Origin of the sequence: Massilia agri (genome assembly GCF_024753255.1) — a bacterium.
Lineage (GTDB): Bacteria > Pseudomonadota > Gammaproteobacteria > Burkholderiales > Burkholderiaceae_D > Telluria > Telluria agri.
Genome location: NZ_JANUHA010000003.1, coordinates 188,374 through 200,973 on the forward strand (window position 1 = coordinate 188,374; position 12,600 = coordinate 200,973).

A 12,600-nucleotide genomic window follows, 5' to 3' on the forward strand; every position below is an offset into this window, starting at 1 on the left:
AGCTTACTGCGAAAGGACGGCGCGGTACACGTCGGCGGTTTGCCGTGCGGTGTCCTGCCAGGTCAGTTGTTCGGCGCGAGCCCGGCCGGCGGCGACGCAGCGCGCGCGCTCGGCGGCATTGTCGGCCAGGGTGCGCATGGCGTCGGCGAGTGCGCCGGTGTCCAGGGGATCGACTTCGAGGGCCGCTCCCGCCGTCACCTCGGGCAGGGAGCTGGCGTTCGAGGCCACCACGGGAATGCGCGCGGCGAAGGCTTCCAGCACCGGAATGCCGAAGCCCTCGTACAGGGAGGGAAACACGAAGACGCCGGCGCCGGCGTAGAGAAGGCGCAGGTCTTGTGATTCAAGGACCTTGTCCAGCCACACGACGTTCTCGCCGCCGTCGCGGGCAGCGGCCAGGCGCGCGAGCAATTCCTCGCAGCGCCAGCCGGGCCCGCCGACGACGACCAGGCCGCGCTCTTCGCGCAGGGCCTTGGGCAAGCTGAGCCAGGCATCCAGCAGGCGCTCGACGTTCTTGCGTGGCTGCAGGGTGCCGACGGTGAGGAAATAGCCTGGGCGTAGTTTATAGCGCGCGAGCGCCGCCTCGACCGCCTGCGGATCGGCTGGCTCGAGCCACTCCTCGTCGACGCCATTCGGCACCACGGAAATGCGGCGCGGATCGACGCCGAAGTATTCGACGAGTTCAGTGGTGGCGAAATGCGAAACGGCGATCACGTGGTCGGCCTTGGCGATGGCCTTGCGCTGAAGCCAGTTCTTGGTCCGGCGCAGGCGCGGGCTGCACCACTCGGGATACTTGATGGGGAGCGCGTCGTGCAGGGTCGCCACCACGGGGCAATCCATGCGCACGATGCGGTAGTCGGTGGCGTGGAAAATATCCGCGGGCATGTGCACGCGGTGCGCGCCCGGCGTCAGCAGGTCGACGATGGAGGCGGTTTCGAAGGATTGCGGCAGTGCCTTGCCGATGCTGATGCCCTCGCCGTTCGTGCGGGGGCGTGGCCAGGAATAAGGGGAAACGCTGCAGCCGGCTCGCGGCAGGTGGCGCAGCAGGGCACGGGTATAGACCCCGATGCCATCGAGGCGGCCCCTGGTCAGGCCCGGTTCGATCATGGTCGTTCCGAGTCCGACGGTAAGACCGCCGGTCTTCACGCCAGGTACATCCAGCGCAGCGTCTCGGACAGCGGCGTCGGGTCGAGTTGGCCGATCACGGCGGTCAGCTTGCTGTTGCTGCCCGATAGCGTGAGCACGTCGTTGGCGCGCACGAAAGCGGGGTTCACCTGCACGTCGATGTGGTAGCCGGCGATCTCGCTCATCATGTCGATCAGGTTGGCCAGCGAGTGCGAGCTGCCCGAACAGACGTTGAAGGCTTCGCCACCCGGCGCCACGGCGAGCAAACGCCGGTAGGCGCGCGCCACCATGCGCACGTCGGAGAAATCGCGTGCGATGGCGAGATTGCCCAGCTCGATGCGTTTCTCATTGCGGCGGAAGTGGGAGACGATCTTCGGCAGCAGGAAGTTCTCGGCCTGGCCGATGCCGGTGTAGTTGAACGGGCGCGCGATGGTGATCGGCAGCTTGTCCATCCACAGGCGCGCCATGTATTCCATGGCCAGCTTGCTGACGGCGTAATCATTGGCGGGCGCGGGCGGCACGTTCTCGTCGATGACGGGCACGCTGGCGTTGCCGTAGATATTCGCCGACGAGGCCAGCAGCACGCTGGTGGGCCGGTGCTGGCCATTCGCCAGGGCTTCCAGCAGGTTGCGCGTGCCGACCACGTTGACGCGGTAGATCAGTTCGGCGTTCGTATGGGCCACGAAGGCGATGCCGGCCAGGTGGGCCACCACGTCCGGCTGCACCTCGTCGACCATGCGCTGCACGGCCTCGCGGTCGAGCAGGTCGACCGGATGGATGTCCGGACCGGTTTCCTCGCCCGGCATCACCGTGCCGATGACGCGGTAGCCGGCGTTGGTCAGCTCCTGCGCCAGGTAGCGGCCGGTGAAGCCGCGCAAACCCGTGATGAGCGCGCGGCGCCCCTCGCCTTCCCTCCCGCCGATGAAGGCCGGGATGTCGTCGGTGGCCATGCGTTCCATGATTTAGAACGAGAACCCGATTTCGTTGCGACGCAGGTCGGCGTCGACCATCATCTGGCACAGCTCTTCCAGCGTGGTCTTCGGCTCCCAGCCGAGCACGCGCTTGGCCTTGGCCGGGTCGCCGATGAGCAGGTCGACTTCGGCCGGGCGGTAGAACTTCGGCGACACGCGCACCAGCGCCTTGCCGGTGCGGGCGCAGTGGCCGACTTCGTTCTCGCCTTCACCCGTGAATTCGACGGTGATGCCGGCGCCCTTGAAGGCCATGGAGACGAAGTCGCGCACGGTCTCGGTGCGGTTGGTGGCGAGCACGAAGGTGTCGGGCTCGTCGGCCTGCAGGATGCGCCACATGCCTTCGACGTATTCCTTGGCGAAGCCCCAGTCGCGCTTGGCGTCGAGGTTGCCCAGTTCCAGCACGTCGAGCTTGTTCAGCACGATCTTGGCGACCGAGTCGGTGATCTTGCGGGTGACGAACTCACGGCCGCGCAGCGGCGACTCGTGGTTGAACAGGATGCCCGAGGAACCGAAGATGCCGTAGGACTCGCGGTAATTCACCGTCATCCAGTGCGCGTACAGCTTGGCCACGCCATAGGGGCTGCGCGGGTAGAAAGGCGTTTCCTCGACCTGGGGGATGGCCTGCACCTTGCCGAACATTTCCGAAGTGGACGCCTGGTAGAAGCGGATCTTCGGATTGACGATGCGGATGGCTTCCAGCAGGTTGACGGCGCCCAGGCCGGTGATCGAGGCGGTGGTGACCGGCTGCTCGAAGGACACGCCGACGAAGCTCTGCGCCGCCAGGTTGTACACCTCGTCCGGCTTGGAACTTTCGATCAGGCGGATGCTGGAGGACAGGTCGGTCAGGTCGTATTCGACCAGGGAGAGATTCGGGTGGGCCTGGATGCCGAGCTCTTCGATACGCCAGAAATTCACCGAGCTGGAACGACGGAAAGTGCCAGTCACGTGGTAGCCCTTTTCCAGGAGAATCTGCGCCAGGTAGGCGCCGTCCTGGCCGGTAATGCCAGTGATCAAGGCTCTTTTGGATGTTTGCATATTCTTGGATTTCTAGAAGATGGTCGCGCAGGCCGCCAGACACGGCAAAGCCCGGATTGTAACAGAGAGGAAGTAGGCATCCCCTTGCACGATAGGAATAGCTGCAATTAATGCAACACTTATACTGACATTATGCCCCGAAACGGCTGGGGTACGTCGCCCGCTTACGGTTTGTTACCGTTGTATTTGTGCGAAGACAAATGGCGACGAATCATGACCAAACGATGACATGTTCGTTTGATGCAACGCAAAGGGTGGTCGAAAGATATCGACCACCCGTTACAATCCGGAGTGTGTGAAAAACCTCCAGGGCAAGTGGTCCGGCAATCCGGCGCCGCGTCGAAGACAGTACGCTAGTACGGCGAGACGCGGCAACGCAGCCATGGAGGAATTTTCACACACTCCTAGCGTTGCGAGACGGCGTCGACCACGCACAGCGCCGTCATGTTGACGATGCGGCGCACCGTCGAGGACGGGGTCAGGATGTGCACCGGACGGGCGCAACCGAGCAGGACCGGGCCGATCGCGATGCCGTTGCCGGCGGCGCTCTTGACCAGGTTGTAGGAGATGTTGGCGGCGTCGATGTTCGGCATCACCAGCAGGTTGGCGTCGCCGGTCAATGCCGAGTTCGGCATGATCTTCACGCGCACCTTGGCTTCGATCGCGGTGTCGCCGTGCATCTCGCCGTCGATTTCCAGGTTCGGCTTGGCCGCCTGCACCAGCGGCAGGACGGCGCGCATCTTCTGGGCCGAGGCGCTGTTGGCGGTGCCGAAGTTCGAGTGCGACAGCAGGGCCGCGCGCGGGTGCATGCCGAAGCGCTCCATCTCCTCGGCCGCCATGACGGTGATCTCGGCCAGTTCGCAGGCGCTGGGATCCTCGTTGACGTGGGTGTCGACGATGGCCAGCTGGCGGTCCGGGGTGATCAGGAAGTTCATCGCCGCGTACACGTTCGAACCCGCACGCTTGCCCAGCACCTGGTCGATGTAGTGCAGGTGCATCCAGGTGGTGCCGTAGGTGCCGCAGATCAGGCCATCGGCATCGCCCTTGTGGACCATCATGGCGCCGATCAGGGTGTGGCGGCGGCGCATCTCGAGCTTGGCCAGGTCGACCGTCACGCCCTTACGCTTGGCCATCTCGTAATAGGCCTGCCAGTAGTCGCGGTAGCGCTCGTCGAAGTCCGGGTTGATCACGTCCACGTGCTGGCCGAGCTTCAGGCGCAGGCCGAACTTCTCGATGCGCTTTTCCAGCACGGCCGGACGGCCGACCAGGATCGGGCGGGCCAGCTTCTCGTCGACCACCACCTGCACGGCGCGCAGCACGCGCTCGTCCTCGCCCTCGGCGTAGACGATGCGCTTGGCTTCCATCGGCGCCTGCTTGGCCACCGAGAACAGCGGCTTCATGAAGGTGCCGCTGCGGTAGACGAACTGCTGCAGGCTCTCGGCATAGGCCGCGAGGTCGGCGATCGGACGGGTGGCGACGCCGCCGTCCTGGGCCGCCTTGGCCACCGCCGGGGCGATGTGGGTCAGGAGGCGCGGATCGAACGGCATCGGAATCAGGTATTCCGGGCCGAAGGACAGGTTGGCGATGCCATAGGCCGAGGCCACGATGTCCGACTGCTCGGCGTGGGCCAGGTCGGCGATCGCATGCACCACCGCGATTTCCATTTCGCGGGTGATGGTGGTCGCGCCGCAGTCCAGGGCGCCGCGGAACATGTAGGGGAAGCACAGGACGTTGTTGACCTGGTTCGGGTAGTCCGAACGGCCGGTGGCGATGATGGCGTCGCTGCGCACGGCCTTGACGTCTTCCGGCAGGATTTCCGGGTTCGGGTTGGCCAGGGCCAGGATCAGCGGGTTCGGCGCCATCTGGGCGACCATGTCCTGCTTCAGCACGCCGCCGGCGGACAGGCCGAGGAAGATGTCGGCGCCCGGGATCACGTCACGCAGCGAGCGGTGCTCGGTCTCTTGCGCGAAGCGTTCCTTGTCCGGGTCCATCAGCTCGGTACGGCCCTTGTAGACCACGCCGGCCAGGTCGGTGACAAAAATGTTCTCGATCGGGAAGCCGAGGTCGACGATCAGGTCGAGGCAGGCCAGCGCGGCCGCGCCGGCGCCGGAGACCACCAGCTTGCAGTTCTTGATGTCCTTGTTGACCACTTTCAGGCCGTTCAGGATGGCCGCGCCGACGATGATGGCGGTGCCGTGCTGGTCGTCGTGGAAGACCGGGATCTTCATCCGCTCGCGCAGTTTACGCTCGATGTAGAAGCACTCGGGCGCCTTGATGTCTTCCAGGTTGATGCCCCCGAAGGTCGGCTCGAGCGAGGCGATGATGTCGACCAGCTTGTCCGGGTCGTTTTCATTGATCTCGATGTCGAACACGTCGATCGCGGCGAACTTCTTGAACAGCACGCCCTTGCCTTCCATGACCGGCTTGGAGGCCAGCGGGCCGATGTTGCCCAGGCCGAGGACGGCGGTGCCGTTCGAGATCACGGCGACCAGGTTGCCGCGCGCGGTGTACTTGTAGGAGTTGGCCGGATCCTTGACGATTTCCTCGCAGGGCGCGGCGACACCCGGCGAATACGCCAGGGCCAGGTCGCGCTGGTTCAGCAGGCCCTTGGTGGGCGTGACGCTGATCTTGCCGGGGCGGGGAATCTGGTGGTATTCGAGTGCTGCTGCACGCAGTTGTTGACGCAATTCTTCTTTCTTGTCCGATGACGAGTCCATGCCGGGCAGCCTTCCTGAAACTAGAGGGGAACCTCCAATTTTATCAGACTGGCAGTTGACAAAGACTACGTATTTTCAACAAGAAGCATTTTGATGCATAAGACTTGCCAATAAGTCAAGCTCATCCATTAGTCAGACTGATAAATCGGTACAATCCGCCCCATGCTTTCCGAATTCGACCTCATCAAGCAATTCTTCAAGCGCGAGCGTCCCGGCCGGGCCGACCTCGGCATCGGCGACGACTGCGCCCTGCTCACGCCCACGCCCGGCCGCCAGCTGGCGATTTCTTCCGACATGCTGGTCGAGGACCGCCATTTCTTCAAAGACGCCGATCCCTTCATGCTGGGCCACAAGAGCCTGGCCGTGAACCTGTCGGACCTGGCCGCCATGGGCGCGCGCCCGCTCGGCTTCACGCTGGCCCTCGCCCTGCCCGCCGCCGATCCCGTCTGGCTCGCGGGTTTTTCGCGCGGCCTCTTTGCGCTGGCCGATGCGCACGACTGCGAACTGATCGGCGGCGACACGACCAAGGGCCCGCTCAACATCTGCATCACCGTGTTCGGCGAGCTGGCGCCCGGCCACGCGCTGCGGCGCGACGCGGCGCAGGCCGGGGACGATATCTGGATCTCGGGGACGCTGGGCGATGCGCGCCTCGCCCTGGCGGGGTACTGGAAGGAGCTGGCGCTGCCTGACGAGGATCACGCCCAGGCGGCCCAGCGCATGCACATGCCGGCGCCGCGCGTGGCGCTGGGCCTGGCGCTGGCGGCGCAACCGATCGCCCGCGCGGCGCTCGATATATCGGATGGGCTGGTGGGCGATCTCGGGCATATCCTGGCGGCTTCCCGCGTCGGCGCGACGCTGGACGCGGATGCGCTGCCGGCGGGGCCGGTGCTGGCGCGCCAGGAACAGGCGCTGCGGCGCCGGTTCACCCTGGCGGGCGGGGACGATTACGAGCTGTGCTTCACGGCGCCGGTCAGCAATCGCACGGCGGTGCTGGGAGCCGGGAGGATCAGCGGGACGCCGGTGACGCGCGTTGGGCGAATCGACGCGGAAGCCGGCTTGCGATTCGTCGATGCGCAAGGGGCGCCGCTCGATATGAAGCTGAGCGGGTGGGATCACTTTAGTTGAACGCGCGTTCGGCGAAGCCGAACACCCTACGAGCATCGGTTTCCGTAGGGTGTTCGGCTCTGCCGAACGCGCGTTCAGGCGACGCTCGATTTATCCTGTTCGTCCCGCGGCGCCTTGCGGTCATCGTACGGCCCATACGTGAGCCAGTAATGCCGGAACGCCAGCCGGATGTTCTCCCGCAGCTGCTGGTCGTGCCAGGGCTTGGTATAGAAGCGGTAGATCGCCCCGCGGTTGATCGAATCGAGCACCGTCTCCACCCCTGTGTAGCCCGACAGGATGATGCGGATCGTCTCCGGATACATCTCCTTGACCTTGCTGAGGAATTCGGTGCCGCTCATGACCGGCATGCGCTGGTCGCACACGATCACCTGCACCCGGTACAGGGCCAGCAGTTCGAAACCCTCGGCCGGCGACGAGGCCGTCAGCACGCGGTAGTTGTCGCGCCTGAACAGGCGGTGCAGGGCCGTGAGCACGTTGACGTCGTCGTCGACGATGAGCAGGGTCTGCACCTTGTCGTCCTGGGCCGGCGGCTGGTCGGGCTGCTCGCGGTTTTCATGGACCAGGCGCGCCACTTCCTCGGCGGGCAGCGCGCGCGCGAAGTGGAAGCCCTGGATCTCGTCGCAGCGGTGGCGCCGCAGGTAGGCCATCTGGGCGCGCGTCTCCACGCCTTCCGCGATCACCTGCATGTGCAGGCTGTGCGCCATGCTGATGATGGCGAGCGCGATGGCCGCGTCGTCCGGATTGGTCACGATGTCGCGCACGAAGGCGATGTCGATCTTGAGCTTGTCGATCGGGAAGCGCTTCAGGTAGGCCAACGAGGAATAACCGGTGCCGAAGTCGTCGATCGCGATGCGGATGCCCAGTTCCTTCAGGCGCCCCAGCACCTCGATGGTGTGCCCGGCATTCGACATCAGCGCGCTCTCGGTGAGTTCCAGTTCCAGCAGTCCCGGCTCGACCCCGTGCTTTTCCAGCGCCGCCCGGATCACGCCTTCCAGGTCGCCTTCGACGAACTGGCGGCTCGACACGTTCACCGCCACCCGCAGGTCGCGCACCCCGTTCGCATTCCAGGCCGCGATCTGGCGGCAGGCCTCGTCGACGATCCATTCGCCCACGCGCACCACCAGGCCCGTCTCTTCCATCACCGGCACGAACTCGGCCGGATACACCAGGCCGTAGCCGGGCCGGTTCCAGCGCAGCAGCGCTTCCACACCCGAGACCCGCCCGGTATTCAATTCCAGCTTGGGCTGGTAATACAGCACGAACTGCCCGCCTTCCAGCGCGCCGCGCAGCGCCAGCTCGAGGTCCAGGCGCGCCAGCACCTGCACGTTCATCCCGGCCGTGAAGAAGCGGTAGCCGTCGCGTCCGGCCTCCTTGGCGCGCACCATCGCGGTGTCGGCGTACTTCACCAATGTGCCGGGCTCGGTGGCGTCGTCCGGGTACATCGCGATGCCGATGCTGGCCGTCAGCGCGGCCTGCTGGCCGTGCAGGTCGAAGGGCGCGCGCAGCATCTCGCGCACCTCGTTGGCCACGTTCACCGCTTCCTGCTGGTCGCGCTGCATGGTGAGCGTCAGCGCGAACTCGTCGCCGCCCAGGCGCCCGACCGAATCGCGCACCCGCGCCACCCGCACCAGGCGGGTGCTGAACTGGCGCAGCAGCTCGTCGCCCAGCGCCGTGCCGAGCGAATCGTTGATGATCTTGAAGCGGTCGATCGTGATGCACAGCACCGCCACGCGCCAGTTCTTGTCGCGCGCCAGCTCGATCGCGTCGCGCAGGTTCTGGAAGAACAGGGTGCGGTTCGAGAGGCCCGTGAGCGCGTCGTAGCTGGCCATGTGGCGCATGCGTTCCTGCGCATGCAGGCGTTCGCTGATGTCGCGCACCACGGCGATCAGCATGCGGCTCTTGCCCAGGTCCTGCAGCTTCCAGCTGATCTCCACCGGCACCGCGCCCTGTCCGCCCGCGCGCAGCAATTCGGTTTCGACGATGTCGCCGGGCAGCGCGTCGAACTGGGTCCGGCCCTCCCCGTCCAGCCCCGCCTGCGCGGCCGCCGCCAGGTGGCGCTCGAGCAGCTCGCGGGTGGCCAGGCCCAGCGCCACCGGATCGATGCGCATCAGCGCGTCGCGCGAGAAGCCCAGCATGCGGCAGGCGCCGTCGGACACGTCGACGATCGCCATGCTGGCGGTGTCGATCAGGAAGATCGCGTCGGGCGTGGCGTCCATCGCGCCGCGGAAGCGCGCCAGCTCGGCGGTGCGTTCGCGCACCTCGCGCTCGAGCTGCACGCCGTAGTCCTGCGATTCGCGGTGCAGCAGGCGCACTTCCAGCAGGTTGCGGATGCGGGTCATCACCTCGACCGTGTCGAAGGGTTTGCCGATGAAGTCGCGCGCCCCCGCTTCCAGCGCCGCCAGCTTCTTGTCCGGTTCGGCCGTCACCACCAGCACCGGCAGCCAGGAATCGCTTTCCAGGGGCTTCAGGGCCTCCATCACGTCGAAGCCGTCCATGCCGGGCATGTGCAGGTCGAGGATGATCAGGTCGAAGCGGTGCTTCAGGTGCAGCGACACCACCTGGCGCGGATCGTTGGTACTCGTGACGTTCTCGTACCCCGTGGTCTTGAGGAGGTATTCGAGCAGCTGGACGTTGACGGGTTCGTCGTCCACGACGAGGATGCGCGCGCGGCGGATGTCGGTCAGTGAAATCATTCGGCCTTCCTTTCGGCCGGCCCCGTATCCTGCTTCGGCGCCGCTTGCGCGGAACGGAGCTGGGCCAGCGTACTGTTGATCGCTTCGGTGAACCTGTCGATGTCGATCGGCTTGGTCAGGTAGCGGTTGAAGCCCGCCGCCTGCCCGCGCTCGATGTCGCGCTGCATGGCGTTGGCGGTGAGGGCGATGACGGGGATGTTGCTGGTGAGCGGATCGGCGCGCAATTGGCGCAGCACCTCGATGCCGCTCATGCCCGGCAGGTTCAGGTCCATCAGGATGATCTCCGGCCGGTGCGCGCGCGCCAGCGACAATCCCATGTGGCCGTCGGGCGCCGACAGCAGGCGCAGGTCCTGGCGGAAGCGCACGATCTCCTCCACCAGGCGCAGGTTGGCCGGATTGTCCTCGACGTAGAGGATCAGGTGTGGCTCGCCTTCGCTCGGCAGGGCCTGCACGTCTTCCGCCTCTTCCACCGGCCCTTCCGGCGCATGCGGCGCCAGCGGCGCGGTGGTGGCGAGCTCGATCCAGAACACGCTGCCCACGCCCGGGCTGCTGGTCACGCCGATCTCCCCGCCCATCAGTTCGACCAGGCGCTTGGTCACCACCAGGCCGATGCCGGTGCCCTCCTGCTGGCCGCCTTCCTGGCCGAGGCGGTTGAAGGGCTGGAACAGGCTCGCGACCTGTTCGGCATCCAGGCCCGCGCCGGTGTCCTGCACCGACAGGCGGATCCGGGCCGGGCCCACCTGCTCGCAGCCGAGCACCACGGCGCCGGCCTCGCGGTTGTACTTCACCGCGTTCGACAGGAGGTTCAGCAAGACCTGCTTCAAACGCGTGCGGTCGGCCAGCACCACGGCGCCCGGCACGTCAGGATACAGCACGCGCACCCCGCGGCCGGCCGCGATCGGCTCGACCATGGTGCGGGTTTCCTGCAGGGTGTCGGCAAGCGCCACCGGCTCCATCGAGAGGGTCACCGTGCCCGACTCCACCTTGGCCAGGTCGAGGATCTCGTTGATCAGGGTGAGCAGGTGGCGGCCGCTCTTCAGGATGTGGTTCGCGAACTCCTTCTTCTGCTCCAGGGTCGAGGGCAGCGAATCGGACGTCAATATCTGGGCGAAGCCGAGGATGGCGTTGAGCGGGGTGCGCAGCTCGTGGCTCATCGAGGAAAGGAAGGCGGATTTCGCCTGGTTGGCGCTGCGCGCCTCCTCGATCGCATTGGCCAGTTCGGCATTGGCCAGGGCCAGCTGCAGGGTGCGTTCGTCGACGCGCTGCTCGAGCTGCTCGTTCAGGCGCATCACTTCCTGCTGGGCGCGCGAACGCTCGGCCGCCTCGCGCGCGATCTCGGTGCTGGAGGTTTCCAGCTCGCGGGTGCGGCCCTCGATCTCGAGCAGCATGGCATTGAAGGAGTCGACCAGCTCGCCCGCCTCGTCGTCGCTGATGCGCGGCGCGCGGCGCGAATAGTCGCGGGTGGCGACCACGTCGCGCGCGATCTCGGTGATCGCGATGATCGGCGCCGTCACCACGCGCCCCATGCGCCGCATCAGGAGGTAGGCCACGCCCATCGCCAGCAGGGTCACGCCCAGGGCGATGCTGAGGTAGTCGAGGGTACGCGCCAGCAGCCGGTTCTCGGCGCGCAGGTAGACCGTGCCGAGGGTCTCGCCGTTCTCGACGATGCGCTGGTGGACCACCAGGTCGTCGCGGTCGCTCCTGGGCGTCCCCGACAGCTGCAGGGGCATGGGGCGCGCCTCGTCCCTGGCCTGGTAGGAGGCGAACAGGTCGCCGTTGGCGTCATAGATGGCGGCCGCGCGCACCATCGGGCGGGTGCGCAGCAGCGCCAGGTTCTCCTTGGCCAGGCGCGGATCATCGAAAGTGAGCGCGGCCGAGGTCATGTGCCCGACCAGCTCGGCCTGGGTCGAGAGGTCGTTCAACAGGGAGCGCTGGTAACTGCGCAGGTCGTAGGCGATGATGACGGCGATCGACACCAGCAGCGCGGCGAGCGTGGTGGACATCACCACCGACACCAGCTTGCTGCGGATCGAGCGCGGCGGTGTCATGCGGCCTCCGGCCGGACGCGTCGGCCGGCAAGGCGTCCAGGCGCCGCCGTGCCGCACGGTTGCGCCGGCCCCATCCGGTTACGCGCAAATCGTTCGAGCGGCATTCTGGGTCCTGCAAAAAACGGAAAATGGGAGCTCCGCCAGTCGGCCGGCGGGCGACTCCAGCATAGCCTACCGTAAAGTGTCATGTCGCACGGAACCTTTCACAATTCAAGCTGTCGCGCGCTCATCAATACAGCATGCGCTACGGGCAGCATTTAATGGCGTCACGATGTGCCGGATTGGTGCGGAGCGCGCTAGAATGAATTGCGCGCCTGCATACCGCGCTGCATCAAGGAGTAACGCCGTGTCGCGCATTATGCTTGATCCTTTCATCGGCCTGGACTGTACCCAAAGGAGCCTCCCGTGACCAACGATATTTTCGATCTTGCCAGCAAAGTAGGCCGGGCGCTCGAGGCCAAGCGCCTGGTCCTGGCCACCGCCGAATCCTGCACCGGCGGCGGCGTGTCCCAAGCCATCACCGACATCGCCGGCTCCACCGCCTGGTTCGACTGCGGCTTCGTCACCTATTCCAACGCCTCCAAGACCGAGTTGCTGGACGTGCCGGCCGCGCTGATCGCGCAGTTCGGCTCGGTCAGCGAGGAAGTCGCCGGCCGCATGGCCGAGGGCGCACTCGGCAACAGCACGGCCGACGTCGCGGTCTCGACCACGGGCATCGCCGGACCGACCGGCGCGGTGCCGGGCAAGCCGGTGGGCACGGTCTGCTTCGGCTGGGCGCGCGGCGACACGACCTTCACCGAGCGCCTGGTCTTCCAGGGCGACCGCCAGGCGGTGCGCGACCAGGCCGTGGCGCACGCGCTACAGGGGCTGTTGCGCTTCATCGAGTAGA

General features: G+C 66.3%; 8 protein-coding genes. 2 read left to right on the forward strand and 6 right to left on the reverse strand.

The window, feature by feature from the left end; all coding sequences use genetic code 11:
• Positions 1–3: 3 nt before the first annotated feature.
• From NX780_RS05905 to NX780_RS05920, 4 genes are all read right to left on the reverse strand, one after another.
• Positions 4–1,104, reverse strand: coding sequence for a glycosyltransferase family 4 protein (locus NX780_RS05905; protein ID WP_258826927.1), 1,101 nt, complete (start codon positions 1,102–1,104; stop codon positions 4–6).
• Between the two features lie 35 nt (positions 1,105–1,139).
• The gene (locus tag NX780_RS05910) at positions 1,140–2,072 is read right to left on the reverse strand and encodes a GDP-mannose 4,6-dehydratase (RefSeq protein ID WP_258826928.1); all 933 of its coding nucleotides are present in this window, start codon (positions 2,070–2,072) and stop codon (positions 1,140–1,142) included.
• A 12-nt stretch (positions 2,073–2,084) separates the two neighbouring features.
• Positions 2,085–3,128, reverse strand: coding sequence for a GDP-mannose 4,6-dehydratase (gmd, locus tag NX780_RS05915; protein WP_258826929.1), 1,044 nt, complete (start codon positions 3,126–3,128; stop codon positions 2,085–2,087).
• Between the two features lie 404 nt (positions 3,129–3,532).
• Complete coding sequence (locus NX780_RS05920; RefSeq protein WP_307732675.1) at positions 3,533–5,845, reverse strand: NADP-dependent malic enzyme; 2,313 nt, start codon at positions 5,843–5,845, stop codon at positions 3,533–3,535.
• Positions 5,846–6,007: 162 nt separating this feature from the next.
• Between NX780_RS05920 and thiL the strand changes: the two genes are divergently transcribed.
• On the forward strand, positions 6,008–6,970 hold the full coding sequence (thiL, locus tag NX780_RS05925; protein ID WP_258826930.1) for a thiamine-phosphate kinase: 963 nt from the start codon (positions 6,008–6,010) through the stop codon (positions 6,968–6,970).
• A gap of 74 nt (positions 6,971–7,044) precedes the next feature.
• On the opposite strand, the gene NX780_RS05930 is transcribed toward thiL, so the two are convergent.
• Together NX780_RS05930 and NX780_RS05935 are read right to left on the reverse strand one after the other, a co-directional pair.
• Positions 7,045–9,663: an EAL domain-containing protein gene (locus NX780_RS05930; protein WP_258826931.1), complete on the reverse strand. Its 2,619-nt coding sequence runs from the start codon at positions 9,661–9,663 to the stop codon at positions 7,045–7,047.
• Positions 9,660–11,711, reverse strand: coding sequence for a sensor histidine kinase, YfiR-like protein-associated (locus NX780_RS05935; protein ID WP_258826932.1), 2,052 nt, complete (start codon positions 11,709–11,711; stop codon positions 9,660–9,662). Before NX780_RS05935 ends, NX780_RS05930 begins: the two co-directional genes overlap by 4 nt.
• Positions 11,712–12,116: 405 nt before the next feature.
• On the opposite strand from NX780_RS05935, the gene NX780_RS05940 reads away from it, so the two are divergent.
• The gene (locus NX780_RS05940; protein ID WP_258826933.1) at positions 12,117–12,599 is read left to right on the forward strand and encodes a CinA family protein; all 483 of its coding nucleotides are present in this window, start codon (positions 12,117–12,119) and stop codon (positions 12,597–12,599) included.
• Position 12,600: the final 1 nt, after the last annotated feature.